Here is a 23,047-nt window from a genome sequence, read left to right on the forward strand (position 1 = left end):
GGCTCATCCCACCGGCTGCAGCGTCGGCGCCTCCGCCGGCGCGCCGGTGAGCGCCTCGACGAAGCTGTCGCGCCAGGCGGCGACGTCCTGGGTGGCGACCCCGTGCATCAGGCTCTCCCAGCGGCGCAGCCGCTCCTCGCGCGGCATGGCCAGCCCCCGCTTGATCGCCTCGGCCACGTCCTCGCGGCTGAACGGGTTGACGATCAGCGCCTCCTTCATCTGCTCGGCGGCGCCGGCGAATTCGGAGAGGATCAGCACGCCGGGATCGGCGGGATCCTGGGCGGCGACATACTCCTTGGCCACCAGGTTCATGCCGTCGCGCAGCGGGGTCACCAGGCCGATGTGCGCGGCCCGGTAGACGCCGGCCAGCTCGTCCCGGCGGTAGGCCCGGTTGACGTAGCGGATCGGCACCCAGTCGACGCTGGCGAACTCGCCGTTGATGCGGCCGGAGACGGTGTCCAGCTTGGCGCGTATGTCCTGGTAGGCCTCCACCTCGCCGCGGGTGGAGGTGGCGATCTGCAGCAGGAACAGCTTCTCGTGCTGGTCCGGGTTGTCGGCCAGGAACTGTTCATAGGCCAGGAACCGCTCCTCCAGGCCCTTGGAATAGTCCAGCCGGTCGACGCCCAGGATCATCCTGCGGCCCGCCAGGCTGTCGCGCATGCGGGTGAAATGCTCGCGCGCGGGCTCGCTCTGGACCGCGGCGACGAACTCGGGCGTGTCGATGCCGATCGGGAAGGCGCCGATCCGCACCTTGCGGCCGAACGCCTCCACCACGCCGCCCTCGTGCAGCACGCCGCCGGCGCTGTGCACCGCGTAGTCGCTGAAGGCGTCCCGGTGGTCCTCCGTCTGGAAGCCCAGCAGGTCGTAGTGGAACAGGGCCTCGGCCAGTTCGGCGTGGCCGGGCAGGGTGGTGAACACCCGCCGGGCGGGCCAGGGGATGTGCAGGAAGAAGCCGATGCGGTTCTTCACGCCCCGCTTGCGCAGCTCCCGGGCCAGCATCAGCAGGTGGTAGTCCTGCACCCAGATGATGTCGTCCGGCTCGATCAGCGGCAGGACGGTCTGGGCGAACCGCTCGTTGACCCGCTCGTAGCCGGCGCTGAATGAGCGCTCGTAGGCGGCCAGGTCCATCCGGTAGTGGAACAGCGGCCACAGCGTCTTGTTGGCGTAGCCGTTGTAGTACTCCTGCCGGTCCTGGTCCTCGAGGTCGATCAGCGCGACGGTCACCCCGCCGATGCGCCGCACCGACAGCTGGCCGGTGAAGAGTTCCGTCGTCTCGCCGCTCCAGCCGAACCAGACGCCCGAGGATTCACGCAAGGCGGCGGCCAGCGCCATGGCGAGGCCCCCGGCGCTGCCCTGGCCGGCTTCGGCGGGGGGATTCACACGATTGGAGATGACGATAAGTCGGGACACAGGACCTCAAAGGTTAGTCTTAGAGTTTCCATCCCGCAGCGTGGCGAAATCTGGACCGCCCGTGCGCCTTCGAAAGGCGCTAGATAGGAATTCCCGGCCTGTCTACCAACGGACGCTCCATCCGCTACACTTCATCGTGAGCCGCTCGCTGCGTCGACACCCGGCGGCCGATCCGAGTTGCTGCCGGATCTATTTGAGCAGCTTCACCGGTTCCTGACCGGGGGCGCGCGGCCGCGCCCGGCGGCGTCAAACGATTGTTCGAAACCGGCCTTCCGCCACGCTCCGGCCTGGGCTAGCGTCCGCGGCCAAAGCGAAACCGAAGGCGGAGAGGCGCGAATGAAGGCGTTGCTGAGCAAGCAGATCGGCGGTCCGGAGACCCTGGAGCTGGGCGAGCTGCCCTCGCCCGAGGCCAAGCCCGGCCACGCGGTGATCGACGTCAAGGCCTGCGGCGTCAACTTCCCCGACGTGCTGATCATCGAGGACAAGTACCAGTTCAAGCCGCAGCGGCCGTTCTCGCCGGGCGGCGAGGTGGCCGGGATCGTCACCGCCGTCGGCGAGGGCGTGACCAACGTCAAGGTCGGCGACCGGGTGCTGGGCAACACCGGCTGGGGCGGCATGGCCGAGGAGATCGCCCTGCCGGCCGCCAAGCTGATCAACATCCCCGAGAAGATGCCCTGGGACGAGGCGGCCGCCTTCATCATGACCTACGGCACCTCGCACTACGCCCTGAAGCGGCGCGGCCACCTGAAGCCCGGCCACACCCTGCTGGTGCTGGGCGCGGCCGGCGGCGTCGGCCTGGCGGCCGTCGAACTCGGCAAGGCCATGGGCGCGCGGGTGATCGCCGCCTGCTCGACGCAGGAGAAGGTCGACCTGGCCAAGAAGCACGGCGCCGACGACGGCGTGGTCTACGGCCGCGGCCCCTTCGACCGCGACGGCCAGAAGCAGCTGTCCGAGCTGTTCAAGAACGCCTGCGGCCCCAAGGGCGCGGACGTGATCTACGACGCCGTCGGCGGCGACTACGCCGAGCCGGCGTTCCGCTCGATCGCCTGGGAAGGCCGCTACCTGGTCATCGGCTTCGCCGCCGGCGACATCCCGCGCCTGCCGCTGAACCTGCCGCTGCTGAAGGGCGCGGACATCGTAGGCGTCTTCTGGGGCGCCTTCACCAACAACGAGCCGGCCAACTACCGCGCCGACGTGGAGGAGCTGCTGGAGCTCTACAGCCAGGGCAAGATCCGGCCGCACGTGTCCGAGAAGTTCCCGCTGGAGAAGGCGGCCGACGCCATCACCCACCTGGCCAGCCGCAAGGCCATGGGCAAGGTGGTGGTGACTATCGACTGAGGCCCCGTCGCCCGTTACTGAACGCCGGTAACCTGGAGCGCGTCCTGCGGTCGGGACGCGCTCCCACAATCGAGAAGCGGGAGGACGGCGGATGGCGGGACGTCTGGACGGGAAGGTCGCGGTCATCACCGGCGCGGCCTCGGGCATCGGCCTGGGCACGGTGGAGCTGTTCGTCGCCGAGGGCTGCAGGGTCGTCGCCGCCGACATCCAGGACGAGAAGGGCCGCGCCCTGGAGCAGCGGTTCGGCCAGGCCGTCCGCTACGCCCGCTGCGACGTCACCGACGAGGCCCAGATCGCCGCCGCCATGGCCCTGGCCAAAAGCGAGTTCGGCGGTCTCGACATCCTGTTCAACAACGCCGGCATCAGCGACGGCATGCGCCAGATCGTCGAGATCGAGGCCGAGCGCTGGGACTGGATTTATTCGGTGCTGGTGCGCGGCCCGGCGCTGGGCATGAAGCACGCCGTCCCGCTGATGCTGGAGCGCGGCGGCGGCGCCATCATCAACACCGCCTCCATCGCCGGCATGCAGGCCGGCTGGGGCCCGATCGCCTATTCCTCGGCCAAGGCCGCGGTGCTGCACATGAGCAAGGTCGCCGCCGCCCAGCTCTCGCCGCAGAAGATCCGCGTCAACGCCATCTGCCCCGGGCTGATCGCCACCTCGATCTTCGGCGCCTCCATGGGGCTCCCGCGCGAGGTCGCCGACCAGATGGCCGCCCGGGTGGCCGAGATGGGCGGCACGGTGCAGCCGATTCCCAAGGCCGGCCTGCCGTCGGATATCGCCGAGGCGGCGCTGTACCTGGCCTCCGACGCCGGCGCCTTCGTCTCGGGCACGCACATCGTCGTCGACGGCGGCATCACCGTGGGCAGCCGCCACGCCTGGGACCCCAACGCCACCTCGCCCTTCGCCATGATGCTGGGCCTGGACCAGACGCCCCAGCAGGGCTCGTGAGCGCCGACGCGCCGGGCGCCGGCCGGCTGACGCCCAACCTCCACGGCGCGCTGTGGATGGTGGCCTCGGCGCTCGGGTTCACGGTGATGACGACGCTCATCAAGTACCTGGGCGACGACTATCCGGCCGCGCTGCAGACCTTCTACCGGCAGGTGGCGGGCTTCATCGTCCTGCTGCCGATCATCCTCCAGCGGCGCGGGGCGGCCTTCGCCACCACCCGGCCGGGGATCCTGATCTTCCGGGCCAGCGCGGGGACGCTGGGGATGATCCTGTCCTTCTACGCCTTCCAGAAGATGCCGCTGGCCGACGCCAACGCGCTGTCGTTCACGCGCACGCTCTGGATGGTGCCGCTCGCCGCCTTCGTGGTGCGCGAGACGGTGGGGCCGATGCGGATCGCCGCCGCGGTGGTCGGCTTCCTCGGGGTGCTGGTGATGATCCGGCCGGGCGCCGGGGGCGAGTTCGCGGTGGGCCTGCCGGCGCTGGCGATGCTCGCCGCGTCGTTCCTGTTCGCCCTGACCATCACCGGCATGAAGGTGATGACCCGCGACCACTCGCCCATGGTGCTGCTGGTCTGGTCGGCGACGCTGGGCGTGGTCTTCGCCCTGCCGGGGGCGCTGTTCGTCTGGCGCTGGCCTGCGCCCATGGACCTGGTCCTGCTCTGCGCCATGGGGGTGATCGGGACCATCACCCAGGGCTGCTACATCAAGGGCATGAGCATCGGCGACGCGGCCGCCATGGCCCCAATCGATTACATCCGCCTGGTGTTCGCCGCCGCCATCGGCTTCGTGCTGTTCCACGACGTCCCCGGCGTCTGGACCCTGGTCGGCGCCGCCATCGTGGTGGCCTCGACCCTGTTCATCACCTGGCGCGAGCACCGCCTGGCCCAGGCGGCCAAGCGGCTGGGGGACGAGAGCTGATCTAAGCTCCGCCCGGATGAGCGGGATCAGGGCTCCCGCGCCATCCGTTCCAGGAAGGCCTTGGCGGCCAGGCGGTGGCGGACCTTCACGTTGGAGCCGACCAGCGCCAGCAGGGTGGCGATCACCGCCGCATCGTCGGTGTAGCCGATCATCGCCAGGACGTCGGGAATGGCGTCGGCCGGCAGGACGAAATAGGCCAGCGCGGCCAGCATCATCCCCTTGGCGGGCGTGGGCGTCTCCGGATCGCGCGCGCAGTACCAGACGCTGACCAGGTCCGAGGCGAACGGGATCTTGGTCGCCACCTTGCGCAGTTTCGGCCAGAAGCCCTGCCGCACCCGCTGTTCGTTGACCTGCACCACGGCCGGGACCAGCGCCCGCGATGGATCGATCGGCCGGCGCGGGTCGAAATCGGCCGCCTTGACGTCGGGTGACGCTTTTGAACCGGTGCTCATGGGGCTAAGCCTTGCCGCCTCCTCTTCTTTATCTAAACGCAATCGGGAGCAGGGCGTCCATGGAACTCAACGGATCCGTCGCCGCGATCGTCACCGGCGGAGCCTCCGGCCTCGGTGAAGCCACTGTCCGCGCGCTGGCCGCGCACGGGGTGAAGGTCGCCATCTTCGACATGAACGAGCAGAAGGGCGAAGCCGTCGCCAAAGAGGTGGGCGGCGTCTTCTGCAAGGTCAACGTCACCAAGGAAGAAGAGGTCGACGCCGCCTTCGCCAAGGCCCGCGAGGCCCACGGCCAGGAGCGCATCCTGATCAACTGCGCCGGCACCGGCTTCGCCGCCAAGACCGCCAGCCGCGACAAGACCACGGGGGAGATCAAGGCTCACCCGATGCAGATCTTCGAGACCATCATCCAGATCAACCTGATCGGCACCTTCCGCTGCATCGCCAAGTCGGCGGCCGGCATGCTGAGCCTCGAGCCCCTGGAGGGCGGCGAGCGCGGGGTGATCGTCAATACCGCCTCGGTGGCGGCGGTCGACGGCCAGGTGGGCCAGGCGGCCTATTCGGCCTCCAAGGGCGGCGTGGTCGGCATGACCCTGCCGATCGCCCGCGACCTGATGAACGACGGCGTGCGGGTGAACACCATCCTGCCGGGCATCTTCAACACCCCGCTGATGAACGCCGCGCCGGAGAACGTGAAGGCCGCCCTGGCCGCCTCGGTGCCCTTCCCGAAGCGCCTCGGCCTGCCGGAAGAGTACGCCTCGCTGGCGCTGGAGATGTGCCGCAACGGCTATTTCAACGGCGAACACGTCCGCCTCGACGGCGCCATCCGGATGCCGCCGCGGTAGTCCATCTCGTCATCCCGGACGGCGCGAGGCGCCGATCCGGGACCCAGCGCGCCGCGCAAGACCCTGGGTCCCGGCTCTTCGGCCGGGATGACGGTGGTGTTGTGGCGCTTGCGCTCGACTACCGCCGCCTGAGCCCGCCCAGCACCCCGCGCATGATCTCGCGGCCGATCTGGCTGCCGACGGCGCGCATCAGGGACTTGGCGAAGGCTTCGCCGGCGCCCTCGCGGGTGCGGGTCCGGGCGCGGGGCGCGCGTTCGCGTTCGTACTCCGGTTCGCGTTCGCGGGCGGAGCGGGGCGGCGGGGCCTCGACCTTGGCCTGGGCGGCCTCGGCGCGGGCCTTCAGCATCTCGAAGGCGGATTCGCGGTCCATGGCCCGGTCGTAGGTCCCGCGCAGCGGGCTGGCCGCCATGGTCGCGGCGCGTTCGGGCGGCGTCACTGGGCCCAGGCGCGAGCTCGGCGGCCGCACCAGGGTCCGAGCGACCATCGTGGGCGCGCCCTTCTCGTCGAGCACCGAGACCAGCGCCTCGCCGACGCCCAGCGCCTGGATCGTCCCGGCGGTGTCGAAGGCCGGGTTCTCGCGGAACGAGGCTGCGGCCGCCCGCAGGCCCTTCTGCTCCACCGGAGTATAAGCCCGCAGGGCGTGCTGGATGCGGTTGCCGAGCTGGCCCAGCACCGTCTCCGGGATGTCGGCCGGGTTCTGGGTGACGAAGTAGACGCCGACGCCCTTGGAGCGGATCAGCCGCACCACCTGCTCGACCTTCTCCAGCAGCGGCTTGGGCGCGTCGCGGAACAACAGGTGCGCCTCGTCGAAGAAGAAGGCGAGGCGGGGCTTGTCCGGATCGCCCACCTCCGGCAGCTCCTCGAACAGCTCCGAGAGCAGCCACAGCAGGAAGGTCGCGTAGAGCCTGGGCGAATTGATCAGCTTGTCGGCCGCCAGCACGCTGACGTAGCCGCGGCCCGCGCCGTCGGTGCGCATCAGGTCCGAAAGCATCAGGGTCGGCTCGCCGAACAGCCGGGCGCCGCCCTGGTCCTCCAGCACCAGCAGCTTGCGCTGGATGGTGGCGACCGTGGCCTTGGAGACGTTGCCGTACTGCTGGCCGATGGTGGCCGCGTTCTCCGCCGTCCAGGTCAGGGCCGCCTGCAGGTCCTTCAGGTCCAGCAGCAGCAGGCCCTCGTCGTCGGCGGCGCGGAAGACGACGCTGAGCACGCCCTCCTGCACCTCGTTGAGCTCCAGCATGCGCGAGAGCAGCAGCGGCCCCATCTCGGAGACCGAAGCGCGCACCGGGTGGCCCTGCTCGCCGAACAGGTCCCAGAAGATGGTCGGGGCCGCTTCCGGGCGCAGCTCCAGCCCCATGCCGGCGGCGCGCTTGAGGAACTTCTCGTTCGGCTGCCCGGGCTGGGAGATGCCGGACAGGTCGCCCTTCACGTCCGCGGCGAACACCGGCACGCCCGCATCCGACAGCCCCTGCGCCAGGATCTGCAGGGTGACGGTCTTGCCCGTGCCGGTGGCTCCGGCCACCAGGCCGTGGCGGTTCGCGCGGTCTAGCCTGAGGACCTGCGGCGCCTCCGCCTGGCCGATCAGCACCCCGTTGTCGGTCATATGACGTCCTCACACTGCTCAGGGCCCGAAGCTAAAGCGCAGCCGCGCCGCGCGCCAGCGTCCGGGCCGGATTGACGCGCCGAGCGGGCCAAACGACAGTCCCGCGACCATGCCGCCCGCCCGATCCGCGCCGCCGTCCGTTCCGCCCGCCGTGGTGTCGAAGACGGCCTTGGTGATCCTGGCCGTGGTCGCCTGCGGGGCCGTGCTCTACTGGCTGCGGGAGATCTTCACGCCGCTGGCGCTGGCGCTCTTCCTGGCGGTGCTGATCGACGGCCTGGTGCGGCTGATCCGCAAGCACTGGCCGTGGCTGCCGAAGAAGGCCTCGCTGCCGGCCGCGCTGGTCATTGCGCTGCTGGCCTTCATCAGCGCGGTGCTGTTCATCGCCAACAACGCCGCCAGCTTCGCGCTGCAGCTCGTGGACTATACGCCCAGGCTCAACCAGCTCCTGGCGCAGGCGGCGGCGATGGTCGGCGTCGAGGTGCCGCCCACCGTCAGCCAGCTCTTCCAGCAGCTCAACGTGACCGCCTTCGTCCGGGACCTCGCCGGCCGGCTGCAGGGCTTCGCCTCGGACGCGGTCTTCGTGCTGATCTACCTGGGCTTCCTGCTGGCCTCGCGGCGTGGCTGGGAGCGCAAGATCGTCGGCCTGTTCCCTGAGCGCGAGGAGCGGCAGGAAGCGGTCGAGGCCTTCCTGCGCATCCGCGACGGCGTCGAGCAGTACCTGTGGGTGCAGACGGTCACCGGGATCATGATCGGCGTCGGCTCCTGGATCGCCATGGCCATCGCCGGGCTCGACCACGCTGCGTTCTGGGCCTTCCTGATCTTCATCGCCTCCTACATCCCGATCGTCGGGGGGATCGTCGGCATCCTGCTGCCGCCGGTGTTCGGGCTGGTGGAGTTCGACAACTACTGGCGGGCCATCATCCTGCTGGCCGCGCTGCAGGGCATCCAGTTCGTGGTCGGCAACATCATCCAGCCGCGGATGCAGGGCCGCAGCCTGAACATGGACCCGGTGGCGGTGCTGCTGTCGCTGGCCTTCTGGGGCGCCCTCTGGGGACTGCCCGGCATGTTCCTGTCGACCCCGCTGACGGTGATGGCGATGGTCATCCTGGCCCAGTTCAGCGGCACCCGCTGGATCGCCGTGCTGCTGTCGGAGGACGGCGAGCCCGAGAAGCTGCGCGACCGCGATCCGCACGCCGCCCCGGGCGAGAAGCTGCCGGCCGACCGCAGTGAGGATACGGCCAAGGCGAAATCCAAGGCGGGGTCTTCAACGTGAGCGCAGGCTTCCTATCTATGGATTGGACGGGACACCCTCCCGACCCCGCGTCCCGCAAGGGGCGCAACGAGCACCCAGCGTCCCGCCGTCCCCCCCGCGGCGGTGACAGGCGCCGCCGGTCACTCTCCGCCGGCGGCGTTCTGTTGAGTGGAGTTCGGCGGTGCCGCCCATGAGCGCGCGCAAGGGCCGCGTATCGGCCCAATTTCACCAGGACCTGCTCGCCGCCTTCCGCGCCAGGGCCGGCGCGGACGCGGCCGCCGAGGCCTTCATCGCCCAGGCGTCCGAAGACGCGGTCCCCGAAGAGCTCCCCGAACTCTCTCCCGCCGTCTTGGCCGAGACCCTGGCCGACTTCTGGCGCTTCGGATCCGGCCGCCTGCCCGGCGAGCCGCTGATCCGCCTGGCGCCGATCTCCGGCGCGCCCGGCCTCGAGCGCCTGGAGATCGTCCAGCCCGACAGCCCCTTCCTGGTCGACAGCGTGATGGGCGAGGTGGCCGAGCAGGGGATCGCCGTGCGGGCCATGTTCCACCCGGTGGTCGACATGCCCAAGGGGCCCCGCCGCTCGATGATCCAGGTGGTGCTCGAGCAGGTCGGCGCCGACCGCGAGGCGCGCCTGGTGGCCGGCCTGCGCCAGACCCTGGCCGACGTGCGATCCGCCGTCGCCGACTTCCCCGCGATGCTGGCGCTGATGGACGAGACCATCCGCGCGCGCGAGACCATCGGCCCGGCCAACGCCGCGCGGGAGGAGGAGCTCGCCTTCCTGCGGTGGCTGCACGCCCAGCACTTCGTCTTCCTGGGCGCCCGGGTCTACGAATATCCCCGGGACAGGGACGGGAGCTTCGCGCCCGAGCAGCCGAGGTTCGACCCCGCCGCCAGCCTCGGCGTGCTGCGCGACCCCGACCGAGTGGTCCTGCGCCGCTCGAGCGAGCCGGCGGTGCTGGCCGCGAGCCTCAAGCGCCGCCTCGCCGACCCCGCCGTGACCGTCGCCAAGGCCAACCTGCGCAGCCGCGTCCATCGCCGCGCCTACATGGACTATGTGGCCGTCAAGCGCTGGGACGAGGCCGGTCAGCCGTTCGGCGAGATCCGCTTCGTGGGCCTGTTCACCGCCGAGGCCTACGACAAGCCCGCCGCCGAGGTGCCCCTGGTCAGGGCCAAGGTCGCCCGGGTGCTGAAGCGGGCCGGCAAGGCGCCCGGCAGCCACTCCGGCAACCGGCTGCGCAACATCCTGGAGAACCACCCGCGCGACGAGCTCTTCCAGAGTTCGGAGGACGAGCTGCTGCGCATCGCCGAGGGCGTGCTGCACCTGGCCGACCGGCCCCGCGTGCGTCTGTTCGAACGGCGCGACCCGTTCGAGCGCTTCGCCTCGCTGCTGCTCTACGTGCCCCGCGACCGCTACAACTCCAGCGTCCGGGAACGGGCCGGCGAGTTGCTGGCGCAGGCCTATTCCGGCCGGGTGTCGGCCTACTACCCGAACTTCTCGGAAGGGGCGCTGGCCCGCGTCCACTTCATCCTCGGCTTCTCGCCCGACGTGCGGCGCCGGCCGGACCTGGCCGAGCTGGAACGCCAGATCGCGGAGATCGCCCGCACCTGGGAGGACCGCTTCGAGGCGGCCGTGCGCACCGCCGACTGGCCCACCGAGCAGGTCGCCGACACCCTGGCCCGCTGCGAGGGCGCCTTTCCGGCCGGCTACCGCGAGCGCTACGACGCGGTCGAGGCGCTGGCCGACCTGGCGGTGATCGGGTCTATGGGCGAGGCGCCGGTCAAGGTCCGCGCCTTCCGCCAGCCGACCGACACCGCGACCCAACTGCGCTTCAAGCTCTACCGCCCAGGCGCGCCGGCGCCGCTGGCCGACGTGCTGCCGATCCTCGAACACATGGGCCTGAAGGCGATGTTCGAGGCCGGCCATCCGGTGACCCTGGCCGGGCGCGAGCCCGTCTGGGTCCACGAGTTCGAGCTGGACGACGAACGTGGCGAGCATCTCGTCTTCGCCGAGGTGAAGGCCGCCTTCGAGGAGGCCTTCGTCGCCGTCTGGACCGGCGAGACCGAGAACGACGGCTTCAACCGCCTGGTGCTGGAGCTCTCCATCTCCTGGCGCGAGGCGGCGCTGGTGCGGGCGCTGGCCCGCTACCGGCAGCAATCGGGCCTCGATCCCACCGAGCCGGTGCAGGCCCGAGCGCTGTCCGAGCATCCCGGCGTCACCCGGCTGATCCTCGACCTGTTCCGCACCCGCTTCGACCCGGCGATCCGCGCCGAGCCGCAGGTGCGGCGCGAACAGGCCCGGGCGGTGATGGCCGAGATCGAGGCGGCGCTGCAGCGGGTGCCGAGCCTGGACGACGACCGGGTGCTGCGCCGGCTGGCGCTGCTGGTCGGGGCCATCCAGCGGACCAACTTCTACCAGCTGGACGAGGCCGGCCGGCCCAAGCCCTACATCAGCTTCAAGGTGGCCAGCGGCGAGCTCGCCGATCTGCCGGCGCCCAAGCCCTACCGGGAGATCTTCGTCTGGGCGACCCACGTCGAGGGCGTCCACCTGCGGTTCGGCCCGGTGGCCCGCGGCGGCCTGCGCTGGAGCGACCGGCGCGATGATTTCCGCACCGAGGTCCTGGGCCTGGCCAAGGCCCAGCAGGTGAAGAATGCGGTCATCGTGCCGGTCGGCTCGAAGGGCGGCTTCTTCCCCAAGCAGCTGCCCAAGGGCGGCGCGCCCGACGCGGTGCGGGCCGAGGGGGTCCGGGCCTACAAGACCTTCCTGAACGGCCTTCTGGACCTGACCGACAACCTCACGCCCCGGGGCGAGGTGGTCCATCCGCCGGGCGCCGTGGTCCACGACGGGGACGATCCCTACCTGGTGGTCGCCGCCGACAAGGGCACGGCGACCTTCTCCGACATCGCCAACGGGATCGCCGAGGAACGCGGCTTCTGGCTGGGCGACGCCTTCGCCTCCGGCGGCTCGGCCGGCTACGACCACAAGGCCATGGGCATCACCGCCCGCGGCGCCTGGGAGGCGGTCAAGCGCCACTTCCGAGAACTCGGCAAGGACATCCAGTCCGAGCCCTTCACGGTCATCGGCGTCGGCGACATGTCTGGCGACGTGTTCGGCAACGGCATGCTGCTGTCGCGGCAGACGCGGCTGCTGGCGGCCTTCGACCATCGCCACATCTTCCTCGATCCCGATCCGGACCCGGCGACGTCCTACGCCGAGCGCGAGCGCTTGTTCGCCCTGCCGCGCTCCTCCTGGGACGACTACGACCGGGGCGCCATCTCGGCCGGCGGCGGCGTCTTCCCCCGCAGCCAGAAGTCGATCCCGCTCTCGAAGGAGGTGCGCGCGCTGCTGGGCGTCGAGGCCGAGGCGCTGGCGCCGGACGAGCTGATGCGCGCCATCCTCAAGGCCCCTGCCGAGCTGCTCTACCTCGGCGGCATCGGCACCTACGTGAAGGCCGCCTTCGAGAGCCATGCCGACGTCGGCGACAAGGCCAACGACGCCATCCGGGTGAACGGCGCCGACCTGCGCTGCCTGGTGGTCGGGGAGGGCGCCAACCTCGGCTTCACCCAGGCCGCCCGGGTGGAGTTCGCCCGCGCGGGCGGGCGGATCGACACCGACGCCATCCACAACTCCGGCGGCGTCGACTCCTCCGACCACGAGGTGAACATCAAGATCCTCACCGGCGTGCTGGAGCGGACCGGGGTCCTGAAGCGCCGGGCGCGGGACCGTTTGCTGCGCAGCATGACGGACGAGCTGGCGCAGCATGTGCTGCAGCACAACTACGACCAGACCCTCGCGCTCTCGCTTCTGGAGCTGGATTCGGCCGGCGAGCTCGGGCCGCACGCCCGCTTCATGGCCGAACTGGAGGCGCAGGGCCGGCTCGACCGCGCCCTCGAGGGCCTGCCCGACGCCTTCGCGGTCCAGGAGCTGCAGCGTGCGGGCAAGGGGCTGACCCGGCCGGAGCTGGCGGTGCTGCTCGCCTACGGGAAGCTGGAGCTGTCCCGCAGCCTGGCCGCCTGCGGGGCGCTTTCGGAGCCGGAGTTCGAGCAGGTGCTCGAGCACTATTTCCCCAAGCCGCTGCGCCGCTACCGCCAGCAGCTGCGCCGGCACCGGCTGCGCCGGGAGATCATCGCCACCGTGCTGGCCAACGACGTGGTCAACCGCTGCGGGCCCACCTTCGCCTCGCGGCTGATGGCCGGCGCGGGCGCGGACGTCGACGCCTTCATCCGCGGCCACCAGGCGGCCCGGGCGGTGCTGGACCTCGACGGCCTGTGGGCCGAGACGGCCGCGCTGGACGGGGCGGTCTCCTCCGGCGCCCAGCTGGCCCTGTTCCGCGAGCTGGCCGCGGCGCTGCGCGGCCAGACCTTCTGGCTGGCCCGGCGGGCGGCCCGGCGCGGGGCGAGCATCAAGGACCTGGTCGCGCGCTACGCCGCCCCGGTGCGGGCCCTGCGCCAGCTGATGCCGGAGGTGCTCTCGCCGCACGAGCGGGCCGGCGTGCTGGCCGCGGCCGACCGGCTGACGGCGGCCGGGGCGCCGGCCGGCCTGGCGCAGACCATCGCCCTGACCCGCGCCCTGACCACGGCGGCGGACCTGGTGGACCTGGCCGCCGCCTCCCGTTGGCCGCTGGCCAACGCCGCCCGCGCCTACCACGGGGTGGGCGCCCTGTTCGGCTTCGACCGGGTGCGCGCGGCGGCGGGCGAGCATGCGGCCGGCGATCCCTTCGAGCGGACCGCCGTGCGCCGGCTGCTCGAGGATCTGCTCGCCTCGCAGGCCGCCGTGGCAGGCGAGGTGATGGCCTTCGCCGGCCGCCCGGCGGCGGGCGAGAGCGCGGGCGCCGCCCAGGTCGCGGCCGAAGCCTGGTGCGCCAGCCGCGGCCCGGTCGCCGAGGCCGCCCAGCGGACCCTGGCCGAGATCGAGGCGGCGGGCGGCGGCTGGACCTTCGCCAAGCTGACCATCGCCCACGCCGCCCTGCGCGAGCTGGCCAGCGGGGCGCCGAAGGCCCGGGGCCTCGCCCGCCGGCGATGAGCGCGGCCGCCGCCCTCTCGACGCTGGTGATCCTGGCCGGCCAATCCAATGCGGTCGGGCACAAGCTGGGGCCCGCCGACCTGCCGCCGACCGCGCGGGCCGACCCCAACGTGCGGATCTGGCGCGACGGCCGCTTCCAGACCTTTGCGCCGGGCGTGAACACCGGCGGGCCCAACACCCCCACCGCGTGGGGCCCGGAGGTGGAGTTCGTCCGCCGCTGGCGCGCCGACCACCCCGGCGAGCGGCTCTATCTCGTCAAGGTCGCCAAGGGCTCGACGGGGGTGGTGAAGGACGCCAGGGCCTGGGACTGGTCGCCCGCCTCCCGCGGCGAGCAGTTCGACGTCGCGACCGCCGAGGTGCAGGCCGCCAAGGCCCGGCTGGCCGACCTCGACCGGGTGGTGATCCTCTGGATCGGCGGCGAGAGCGATGTCGTCCCGCCCGCCAAGGCCGCCGCGCATGAGCGGGCGCTCACCGCCCTCTTCGCCCGGATGCGCTCCGACTGGTGGATCGCCGGCCCGAGCCTCGTCGTCGCCCGCATCGCCGACGAGTGGGATTCGAACGGCCCCGTCCGCGCCGCCCAGACCCGGCTCGGCGCCTTCAGCACCGACCACATTCCCATGCAGCCCGACGGGGCCCACTTCAGCGCCGCCGGCCAGGTCCAGCTCGGCGCGGCGTTCTACGAGGCCTGGAAGGGGCGGGGGGCGAAACGGTAGACCTCTCCCCCCGCCCAGCGGGGGGAGAGGGTAGGGTGAGGGGGGACGCGCCTGGGCCTCCAGCGTCCGCGACAGCCCGCGGCGGCGGCCTCCCTCACCCAACCCTCTCCCTCCGTACACGGAGGGAGAGGTCTTTGCCTCAGTGCCTGAACACCCGCACGCCGGTGAAGGCCATGGCGATCCCCGCCTGGTCGGCCGCGTCGATGACCTCCTGGTCGCGGATCGAGCCCCCGGGCTGGATGACGGCGGTGGCGCCGGCCTCGACCGCCTGCAGCAGCCCGTCCGCGAAGGGGAAGAAGGCGTCGGAGGCGCAGGCCGAGCCCTTGGCCAGGCTCTCGGGCAGGCCCGCCTGCTCGGCGGCCTCGGCGGCGCGGATCGCGGCGATGCGGGCGCTGTCCTTGCGGTTCATCTGCCCGGCCCCGATGCCGGCGGTCTGGCCGTCGCGGGCGTAGACGATGGCGTTGGACTTCACGTGCTTGGCGACGGTGAAGGCGAACAGCATGTCCCGCACCTCGGCTTCGGTGGGCTGGCGCTTGGTGACGATCTTCAGGTCGGCGGGGGTGATGTGGGCCGTATCGCGCCCCTGCACCAGGAAGCCGCCGGAGACCTGCTTGAAGAGCACGCCCGCCTCGCGCGGGTTCGGCAGGCCGCCGGTGATCAGGAGGCGCAGGTCCTTCTTCTTGGCGAAGACGGCGATGGCGTCCTCGTCGGCCTCGGGGCAGACCACCACCTCGGTGAAGATCTTGACGATCTCCCGGGCCGCCGCCGCGTCCAGCCGCCGGTTCACCGCCACGATGCCGCCGAACGCCGAGACCGGGTCGCACTGCAGGGCGCGCCTGTAGGCGTCGGAGAGGTCGCTCCCCAGGGCGACGCCGCAGGGATTGGCGTGCTTGATGATCGCCACGGCCGCGCCCGCGGCGGGATCGAACTCGGAGACCAGCTCCAGGGCCGCGTCGGTGTCGGCGATGTTGTTGTAGGAGAGCTCCTTGCCCTGCAGCTGGCGGGCGGTGGCCAGGCCCGTGCGCGGGTTGGCCTCGCGGTAGAAGGCCGCCGCCTGGTGCGGGTTCTCGCCGTAGCGCATGGTCTGGACGAGCTCGCCCGCGAAGGCGCGGCGGCCAGGCGCCGTCTCGCCCAGGGCGCCCGCGAACCAGCTCGAGATGGCCGCATCGTAGGCGGCCGTGCGGGCGTAGGCGCGGGCCGCCAGCGTCTTGCGCAGCGAAAGCGTGGTCGCGCCGCCTTCCTTCAGCTCGGCCAGCACCTCCTCCAGGTCGGCGAGCTCGGTGCAGACCGCCACATAGCCGTGGTTCTTGGCCGCCGAGCGGATCATCGCCGGCCCGCCGATGTCGATGTTCTCGATGCAGGTCTCGTAGCCGGCGCCCGAGGCGACCGTCTGCTCGAAGGGGTAGAGGTTGACGTAGACGATATCGATGCCGCCGATGCCGTGCTCGGCCATGGCCTTGGCGTGCTCGGGCGCGTCGCGCACGCCCAGAAGGCCGCCGTGCACGATCGGGTGCAGCGTCTTCACCCGCCCGTCCATCATCTCCGGAAAGCCGGTCAGCTCGGAGATGTCCTTCACCGCCAGGCCGGCATTGGCGATCGCGGTGCGAGTGCCGCCGGTGGAGACCAGCTCGACGCCCAGGCCCGCCAGGGTGCGGGCGGCCTCGATCAGGCCGGTCTTGTCGGACACGGACAGCAGCGCGCGCTTGGGAACGACGCGGTCGGGAGCTTGCGGGAAGTCGGGGGCGGCGGGCACGGGGCGATCTCCTTCGTGTTTCGAGGAAAATGCCCAGGCGAGCGGCGAAGTCTCTCCGCGCTCCCCGGTGGTCGCCCACCTTCATCGCCAGTCACGCGGATGGCGCGGAAAATACGCGCGGCCCGGGGGGAGTCAATGCGCCCTTAGACCTCTCCCCGCCCAGCGGGGAGAGGGTAGGGTGAGGGGGTGAGGAGACGGTAGTCGACGAACCTCCGGCGCTCGTGCGGCCGCAGCGCCGGGCCTCCCTCTCCCAACCCTCTCCCTCCGCAAGCGGAGGGAGAGGTCTTCACGTCCTGTGCGGCGGCCAGGCTTCGGCGGCGGCGAGTTTCCAGCGGATGCGGGCGCCGGCGGACTGGCGGGCCTGGCCGCGCAGGACGACCTGGTTGGAGCGGCGCGGCTGGCCGTCCTGGTAGTAGACGCTGGGCTCGATGACGACCTCGATGGCGTCGTTGCGCAGCCACCAGCCGGTCTCGTCGCCGGGCGGGCGCAGCAGCACGCTCTTGCGGTCGAGGGCGACCGAGGCGCGGACCTCCGGGTGCAGGTGGAAGCGGACCATGAAGGGGATGAACCGCCGGGACGCCTCCGAGCCCTCCTCGGCGGCGACGGCGGGGCTGAAGCGGTCCTCGCCGCGCAGCTCGTCCGCGCCCATGTCCAGGTAGAGGCGCCGCTGGTGGCGCAGGCCGTAGGGGCCGGCCCAGCCGTCGTGCTCCATCTCCAGCCAGACGGCGGTCTCGCCGTCGTGCCGCTCGACCTCCACGCTGCGGTAGTCGGCGACGAGGCGCGGGCCGAGGATCTGGGCGGCGAGGCCCTCGAGCGGCTTGCCGCAGGCGCCGTCCCCGAGGGTGGCGGTGGATGCGCCGTCGGCGAGGCGCACCTGGGCGGGCGCCAGGGCGTCGGGCGTCCAGCCGGAGCCGACGATCAGCCGCTGCCCCCTGGCCAGCACCTCGACGGCCAGCGGCTGGGCGCATGCGGCTGTGCTCCACGGACCCTCGGCCGGCGCCGCGCCGTCGGCGAGCACCTGTAGCGAGCGGCCCTCCAGCCGCTGATAGCCGTTGCGCGCGGGCGGGATCGGCCGGGCCGCCTCGTCGCTGGCGCGGGCGGCGGCGACGTAGCCGGGCCGCAGCGCCTCGCCGCCCTGCAGAGAGGGCAGCGAGCCGTCGGCCAGGGTGAAGAAGCGGACGGCGCCGGCCAGCCGGTCGATGGCCCGCATCATCTCGTCGGGGGCGGCGACGCCGCGCTGCACCAGCGCCTCGTCGAGGCAGGTGAGGTCGAACAGCAGCTCCAGCGCCGCCTGCGGCGAGCGGCTGGCGTGGCCGCCGTCCGGCTGGACGGTGACCGGCAGGGCGCGGGCGAGCTTGCCGAGCGCCTTGTCGATCAGCCGCAGGCCCGCTTCGTCGGCGAGCGCGGTCCCGGCCAGGGCGACGGCGATCGCCCGCTCGGCGGCGCGGGCCGGGCCGTCGGGGGAGGCCAGCAGGTGGCGGGCCTGACGGGCGAGATCCTGGGCCAGGCCCAGCGTCTCGGCCTCGGAGGCGCGGTCGGTCAGGGCGCGGGCGGCGCAGGCCAGGTTGTAGACCCGCCGCTCCAGCACCTCGGCGCTCCAGGAGAAGGCGTTCCAGCGGCCGAACAGCCGCCGCCACTCCAGCGTCAGCCGCAGGGCCTCGGCCTCGCCCTCCTCGCCCAGGGCCATCAGGTCGCGCAGCCAGTCGAAACGGTGCAGGGCGATGGCGAAGCGGCGGCTGGGGCTGGGCCGGTCCCAGGGATCGCCGCCGGGGCCGACCTCGAGCCGCGAGCCGGCGAAGGCGAACTCGCCGGCCAGGATCCGCCGGCCGTTCTCGGGCCGGGGCGGGCGCAGGTCCTTCGGACGGGCGGCGAAGCCGGAGGGCTTGGGCTTGCCGATGCGCCATTCGTGCAGGGGCGTCCCGGCCCACTCGCGTTGGGCCTGGCTGCGGACCAGCTGGGCGATGGCCTCCAGGGTGATGCGGCCGGGCGCGCGGGCCAGGGCGGGCGCGGAGCTGGAGGCGCCGGCCACCGTCAGCCGCCTTTGAGCGCGCGGATGTTGTCGGCGTAGGCGGCCGGCCCGCCGCGGAACACGGCGGTTCCGGCGACCAGCGCCGTCGCGCCGGCGGCGATGCACTGGGGCGCGGTCTGGGCGGTCACGCCGCCGTCCACCTCCAGGATGATGTCCCGGCCGGTCTCGTCGATCATCCGCCGCAGCGTCTCGATCTTCTTCAGCTGCGAGGACATGAAGCTCTGGCCGCCGAAGCCGGGGTTGACGCTCATCACCAGCACCAGGTCGACCTGGTCCATGACGTGCTCGATCGCTTGCGGCGGGGTCGAGGGGTTGAACACCACGCCGGCCTTGGCCCCCAGCTCGCGGATCCGCTGCAGCGTCCGCGACAGGTGCGGACCGGCCTCAGGGTGGACGCTCAGGATGTCGGCCCCCGCATTGCGGAACGCCTCCAGGTAGGGATCCACCGGGGCGATCATCAGGTGCACGTCGAACGGGATCTTCACGTGCGGGCGCAGGGCCTTCACCACGTCCGGGCCGATGGTGATGTTGGGCACGAAGTGGCCGTCCATGACGTCCACGTGCAGCCAGTCGGCGCCGGCCGCCTCGACCGCCTTCGCCTCTTCGCCCAGGCGCGCGAAGTCCGAAGCCAGAATCGACGGCGCGATGATGGGCGAATTTGTGGCCATGGCGAGGACTTAGCCCGCGCCGCCCGAAACGGGCAAGGCGGCGGAACGCGTCAGGCGCGCGACGAAGAATCCGTCGCAGCCGCCGGGCAGGTGGTGGGGCAGGATCCGCAAGGCGCCGTCCGGGCGAACGCCCTCCTCCGGCGCGCCCCCTTCGCCCGCCGCGACGGGGGTGAGGGCGAAGTCGGGCCGGGCGGCGAGGAAGCGCGCCAGCTGGGCCTCGCCTTCCTCGGGCTCGAGCGAGCAGACGCAGTAGACCAGCCGGCCGCCGGGCTTCACCCGGTCGGCGGCCGCGGCCAGCAGCCGCATCTGGACGGCGGCCAGGCTGGCGATCTCGCCCGGCCGGGCGGCCCAGAGCACGTCCGGGTGGCGGCGGAAGGTGCCGGTGGAGGTGCAGGGGGCGTCGAGCAGCACGGCGTCGAAGGCGCGCGCATCGGTCCACTCGCCCGCGTCGGCGACGACGACCTCCGCCGCAAGGCGCGTGCGGGCGAGGTTCTCGGAGAGCCGCTTCAGCCGCGGGGCGGAGCGGTCCACCGCCGTCACCTGCGCGCCGGCGGCGGCCAGCTGCAACGTCTTGCCGCCCGGGGCGGCGCAGAGGTCGAGGGCGCTCTCGCCCGGGCGCACGTCCAGCAGGCGCGCGGGGATCGCCGCCGAGGCGTCCTGCACCCACCAGGCGCCCTCGTCGAAGCCCGGCCATTCGGCCAGGTCGCCGCGCCGGGCGGTGCGCAGCGAGCCGCCGGGCAGGGGCTCGGCCTCCAGTTCGGGCGCGAGGCGGTCGGCGTCGGCGGGCGACTTCAGCGACAGGTCGGTGGCCGGCTCCTGGGCGATCAGTTCGGCGATGGCCCTGGCGCCCGCCTCGCCATAGGCGGCGCGCCAGCGGGCGAACAGCCACGGCGGCGCCAGGTCCTCAGGCGTCGCGGCCGGCGGGCCGTCCCGCAGCAGGCCGCGCAGCACGGCGTTGACCAGCCCCTTGAAGGCGCGCGTGCCCTTGCGGGCGGCGGCGAGCTCGACGCTGGTGGCGACCGCGGCGAACGCCGGCACCTCGAGCCAGAAGGCCTGGGCGGCGCCGAGGCGAAGGATGTTGCGGACGGGGTCCGGCGGCGGGCGGGTCAGCTTGCCGGCCAGCGCCTTGTCGATGGGGCCGAGATGGCGCAGCGCCGCCATGGCCACGGCCCGGGCGAAGGCGCGGTCGCGCGGCGACAGCTTGTTCATGGCGGGGCCGCCGAGCGCTTCGTCGAGGCCGGCGCGGCGGGCGAGGGCGGCCTCGAGCAGGTCGAGGGCGGCGGATCTGGCCGCCAGCTGGGGATCGGATTTCACCCGCGGCGGCGTGCCCTGTCGGGCGCGCCGGCGCAAGGGCGAAGATGGCGCCCGCTATCTCGCTCCGTCATCGCCGGACGGTCCCGGCGATCCGGCCCGTCGCGGCCGGTCCTGGCCATCAGGAGGGGCGGCCGGCGTGAAGCCGGCCATGACGTGAGGGCGTCAGGCCGCCGCGGGCTTCGTCCAGCGGGACAGCACCGTCACCAGGAAGACCAGCATGCCCAGGATCACCAGGACGGTGCCGATCTGCAGGCCTGTAGCGGCCGGCTTGCTGCCCTGCAGGTAGAGGGCGAGGGAGGGGACCATGACCGCCACGCCGCCGGCGGACAGTGCGAAGTTGGCCCAGGCGAGCCGCCCGCCGGACCGGGCCAGGGCGTAGAAGATCCCCATCAGGGCCAACGTCGCCCAACCGACCAGGTTCAGGTGGGCGTGGGCCGGCGAGAGGCTGAAGTCCTCGCTCGCGCCCATCATGGCGCCCCAGACCATCCCGGCCATGCCGCACAACGTGGCGGCGGTGAAAAAGGCCAGTGAAACGCGCGGCATAGAAGTCTCCCCCGGTCGATGTGACGCCGGTCACGTAACCAGGGTTCGCGAGCGCGCACAATGCTGGCGCGGCGCGGCGTCTTTGCCTATGTCAGGGCCATGGACGAGCAGACGCCTCTCAACGCCGCGCCCGGCAAGCCGCTGACGCCGGCCGCCCGCCGCGCCCTGGAGGAGGCCGCCGAGCGCCGCCGGGCCGAGGAAGAGGCCGCCGCCCGCGCCGCCGAGTTGGGCGGGCCCAAAGGGCCCGAGCCGACCCGCTTCGGCGACTGGGAGCGCAAGGGAATCGCCGTCGACTTCTAGGCCGTTGTGCTGCGGTTCATGCTGCGCAGCATAGGATGCAGCATGGTCGCGCTTGTTGCAGTGCAGCATCACATTACGGTGACGCTTGCCGCCGACGGCGTCCTGGCGCGTTCTATGTCCGATGTCGGGGTTTAGTGTCAGACGCGTCTCCCGAGGGGCCTGGATCGCGGGCCTCGCCGGCCTGGCGGCCGTCGCCGCGGCGCTCGCCACCGGCCTGGCCGCCATGGACCGGGCGAGCCCCACCGTCGCGGCCGCCGCCGCCCCGCCGCCCGCCGTCCTTCCCCTCGCCTGGCCCGACGTCCAGCCGGAGCCGCCGCCACAGCTGACCGCGCGGCTGGAGGCGCTGGCCGCCGCCTGGGGCGAGCCGGTGGGCGTGGCGGTCGCCGACGTGGACCAGGGCTGGATCACGTCCGTCGACGGCGACACCCCCTATCCGCAGCAGAGCGTCTCCAAGCTCTGGGTGGCCGTCGCGGCGCTCGACGCCGTCGACCGCGGCGAGCTCTCGCTCGAGCAGGAGGTGGTGTTCGAGGACGCGGACCGCAGCGTCTTCTTCCAGCCGATCGTCAAGCAACTCTCCGCCGGCGGCTATCGCACCACCGTGCGCGAGCTGATGCTGCGGGCGCTGGCCCAGAGCGACAACGCGGCCAACGACAAGCTCATCCGCACCGTCGGCGGCGTCGAGACGGTGGACGAGACGCTTCGGCGGCTGAACCTGGAGGGCGTCGGCATCGGCGCCGAGGAGCGCGACCTGCAGGCCCAGATCGCCGGCCTCTCCTGGCGGCCCGAGTACGGCTATGGCCGGGCCTTCCAGCAGGCGCGCGCCGCGCTGCCGGACTGGGCCCGCGATCAGGCGATGGACGCCTACCTGGCCCAGCCGCTCGACGGCGCGAGCCCGGCGGCCATCGCCAAGGCGCTCGTGGCGCTGAAGCGGGGCGAGGTGCTGTCGCCCGGCGCCACCGGCGTGCTGCTGGCGATGATGGCCGAGGCCAACACCGGCCCGAACCGGCTGAAGGGCGGCCTGCCGCTCGGCTGGTCGATCGCCCACAAGACCGGCACCGGCCAGGACCTGCGCGGCTATTCGATCGGGATCAACGACGTGGGCCTGCTCACCGCCCCGGACGGGCGGACCTACGCCGTCGCGGTGATGATGCGCCGGACCCACAAGCCGGTGCCCCAGCGCCTGGCGTTCATGCAGGCGGTCAGCCGCGCCGTCGCCGAGAGCTGGGCGGCCGAGGCCGGGCCGGCCGCCGAACTCGCCAGCCTGCGAAAGCCCGGCGAGCTCTCCGAATAGTCCCGCTCGCCTTGGGGGTGCATGCGCTGGAAGACCGGCCCCGCCGCGCCTAGGTTGCCGTAAAGCTTTCGTTAAGGAGCGCGCGATGCGGCTCACCGCACTTCTCGCAGTCGCCTTCAGCCTCTCCGCAGGCGCGGCCCTGGCCTGCCCCGACGAGCGCGCCTGCGGCCGGATGGACCACCACAGCTACGGCGGCGGCTGGAGCCATGAGGAGCATTACCGCGAGGGCGGCTGGGAGCGTTACGAGCGGTATGAGCACGGCCGGCGGGGCGGCTTCGACCCATGCGACGACCGTTGCGCGCCGCCGCCCCGCTGCTTCGAGGCCTGCGGGGAGCTGACCCTGCCGGCGAGCTTCTTCTACGACGCGGGCGGCGTCGGGCCGATTCCCGACGGCGGCTGGTACGGCGGCGGCGGCTTCGTCGTCGTGGGCGCCGGCGCCGGCGCAGGCGCCCACGCCTCGGCCTTCGCCTCCGCGCGCGCCTCGGCCCACGCCAGCGTCTCGGTCCGCTTCCGCGGCGGGTTCAAGGGCCATCACAAGGGCCACAAAGGCGGCAAGGGCCACTGATCCCGCCGTCATCCCGGCCGACGCGCAGCGAAGAGCCGGGACCCGGATCAGCTCCGAGCGTCGTAGCTGGGTCCCGGATCGGCCGGCGGCC

Annotated in this window: 18 protein-coding genes and 1 riboswitch; of the genes, 10 read left to right on the plus strand and 8 right to left on the minus strand. The window is 72.5% G+C overall.

From position 1 onward, the window contains the following. Positions 1–3: 3 nt before the first annotated feature. On the minus strand, positions 4–1,410 hold the full coding sequence (otsA, locus tag ACFSC0_RS08315) for an alpha,alpha-trehalose-phosphate synthase (UDP-forming) (protein ID WP_377284060.1): 1,407 nt from the start codon (positions 1,408–1,410) through the stop codon (positions 4–6). A 336-nt stretch (positions 1,411–1,746) separates the two neighbouring features. Here otsA and ACFSC0_RS08320 point away from each other — a divergent pair, with 336 nt between their 5' ends. From ACFSC0_RS08320 to ACFSC0_RS08330, 3 genes are all read left to right on the plus strand, one after another. Further along, positions 1,747–2,748 carry an NADPH:quinone oxidoreductase family protein gene (locus tag ACFSC0_RS08320; protein WP_377284059.1) on the plus strand — a complete coding sequence of 334 codons (1,002 nt, stop codon included), beginning with the start codon at positions 1,747–1,749 and terminating at the stop codon, positions 2,746–2,748. 91 nt (positions 2,749–2,839) lie between these two features. Continuing rightward, positions 2,840–3,697: an SDR family NAD(P)-dependent oxidoreductase gene (locus tag ACFSC0_RS08325; protein ID WP_377284058.1), complete on the plus strand. Its 858-nt coding sequence runs from the start codon at positions 2,840–2,842 to the stop codon at positions 3,695–3,697. A 56-nt stretch (positions 3,698–3,753) separates the two neighbouring features. After that, a complete protein-coding gene (locus ACFSC0_RS08330) occupies positions 3,754–4,614 on the plus strand; it encodes a DMT family transporter (RefSeq protein ID WP_377284096.1) in 861 nt (286 codons plus the stop codon). A gap of 26 nt (positions 4,615–4,640) precedes the next feature. Here ACFSC0_RS08330 and ACFSC0_RS08335 read toward each other — a convergent pair whose 3' ends face one another. Then, entirely contained in the window at positions 4,641–5,066 is a 426-nt protein-coding gene (locus ACFSC0_RS08335; protein WP_377284057.1) for a YkvA family protein, read from the minus strand. 59 nt (positions 5,067–5,125) lie between these two features. Between ACFSC0_RS08335 and ACFSC0_RS08340 the strand changes: the two genes are divergently transcribed. After that, complete coding sequence (locus ACFSC0_RS08340; RefSeq protein ID WP_377284056.1) at positions 5,126–5,908, plus strand: SDR family NAD(P)-dependent oxidoreductase; 783 nt, start codon at positions 5,126–5,128, stop codon at positions 5,906–5,908. Between the two features lie 118 nt (positions 5,909–6,026). Here ACFSC0_RS08340 and ACFSC0_RS08345 read toward each other — a convergent pair whose 3' ends face one another. Next, a complete protein-coding gene (locus ACFSC0_RS08345) occupies positions 6,027–7,508 on the minus strand; it encodes a helicase HerA-like domain-containing protein (protein WP_377284055.1) in 1,482 nt (493 codons plus the stop codon). 151 nt (positions 7,509–7,659) lie between these two features. Between ACFSC0_RS08345 and ACFSC0_RS08350 the strand changes: the two genes are divergently transcribed. The 3 genes from ACFSC0_RS08350 to ACFSC0_RS08360 all read left to right on the plus strand — a co-directional run bounded on the left by ACFSC0_RS08350 (position 7,660) and on the right by ACFSC0_RS08360 (position 14,493). Then, entirely contained in the window at positions 7,660–8,781 is a 1,122-nt protein-coding gene (locus tag ACFSC0_RS08350) for an AI-2E family transporter (RefSeq protein ID WP_377355126.1), read from the plus strand. A 169-nt stretch (positions 8,782–8,950) separates the two neighbouring features. Then, entirely contained in the window at positions 8,951–13,780 is a 4,830-nt protein-coding gene (locus ACFSC0_RS08355; RefSeq protein ID WP_377284054.1) for an NAD-glutamate dehydrogenase, read from the plus strand. Then, on the plus strand, positions 13,777–14,493 hold the full coding sequence (locus tag ACFSC0_RS08360; protein WP_377284053.1) for a sialate O-acetylesterase: 717 nt from the start codon (positions 13,777–13,779) through the stop codon (positions 14,491–14,493). The genes ACFSC0_RS08355 and ACFSC0_RS08360 overlap by 4 nt, the downstream gene beginning before the upstream one ends. A gap of 139 nt (positions 14,494–14,632) precedes the next feature. Here ACFSC0_RS08360 and purH read toward each other — a convergent pair whose 3' ends face one another. The 5 genes from purH to ACFSC0_RS08385 form a co-directional block, all read right to left on the minus strand. After that, positions 14,633–16,246: a bifunctional phosphoribosylaminoimidazolecarboxamide formyltransferase/IMP cyclohydrolase gene (gene purH, locus ACFSC0_RS08365; RefSeq protein WP_377284052.1), complete on the minus strand. Its 1,614-nt coding sequence runs from the start codon at positions 16,244–16,246 to the stop codon at positions 14,633–14,635. A 24-nt stretch (positions 16,247–16,270) separates the two neighbouring features. Further along, a riboswitch (ZMP/ZTP riboswitch) is annotated at positions 16,271–16,351 on the minus strand. Positions 16,352–16,532: 181 nt separating this feature from the next. Further along, positions 16,533–18,275 carry a heparinase II/III family protein gene (locus ACFSC0_RS08370; protein ID WP_377284051.1) on the minus strand — a complete coding sequence of 581 codons (1,743 nt, stop codon included), beginning with the start codon at positions 18,273–18,275 and terminating at the stop codon, positions 16,533–16,535. 2 nt (positions 18,276–18,277) lie between these two features. Next, positions 18,278–18,943 (minus strand): ribulose-phosphate 3-epimerase, encoded by a 666-nt coding sequence (rpe, locus tag ACFSC0_RS08375; RefSeq protein ID WP_377284050.1) that lies wholly within the window; start codon positions 18,941–18,943, stop codon positions 18,278–18,280. A gap of 9 nt (positions 18,944–18,952) precedes the next feature. After that, a complete protein-coding gene (locus ACFSC0_RS08380) occupies positions 18,953–20,293 on the minus strand; it encodes an RsmB/NOP family class I SAM-dependent RNA methyltransferase (RefSeq protein WP_377355127.1) in 1,341 nt (446 codons plus the stop codon). A 126-nt stretch (positions 20,294–20,419) separates the two neighbouring features. Continuing rightward, positions 20,420–20,800, minus strand: coding sequence for a hypothetical protein (locus ACFSC0_RS08385; RefSeq protein ID WP_377284048.1), 381 nt, complete (start codon positions 20,798–20,800; stop codon positions 20,420–20,422). Between the two features lie 99 nt (positions 20,801–20,899). Here ACFSC0_RS08385 and ACFSC0_RS08390 point away from each other — a divergent pair, with 99 nt between their 5' ends. The 3 genes from ACFSC0_RS08390 to ACFSC0_RS08400 all read left to right on the plus strand — a co-directional run bounded on the left by ACFSC0_RS08390 (position 20,900) and on the right by ACFSC0_RS08400 (position 22,956). Next, the gene (locus ACFSC0_RS08390) at positions 20,900–21,100 is read left to right on the plus strand and encodes a DUF1674 domain-containing protein (RefSeq protein WP_377284094.1); all 201 of its coding nucleotides are present in this window, start codon (positions 20,900–20,902) and stop codon (positions 21,098–21,100) included. A 121-nt stretch (positions 21,101–21,221) separates the two neighbouring features. Further along, complete coding sequence (locus ACFSC0_RS08395; RefSeq protein ID WP_377284047.1) at positions 21,222–22,391, plus strand: serine hydrolase; 1,170 nt, start codon at positions 21,222–21,224, stop codon at positions 22,389–22,391. Positions 22,392–22,476: 85 nt separating this feature from the next. Next, positions 22,477–22,956: a hypothetical protein gene (locus ACFSC0_RS08400; protein WP_377284046.1), complete on the plus strand. Its 480-nt coding sequence runs from the start codon at positions 22,477–22,479 to the stop codon at positions 22,954–22,956. The last annotated feature ends 91 nt before the right edge of the window (positions 22,957–23,047 follow it).

It is taken from the genome of Phenylobacterium terrae (assembly GCF_042681205.1).
In the GTDB taxonomy this organism is placed as follows: Bacteria; Pseudomonadota; Alphaproteobacteria; order Caulobacterales; family Caulobacteraceae; genus Phenylobacterium; species Phenylobacterium terrae.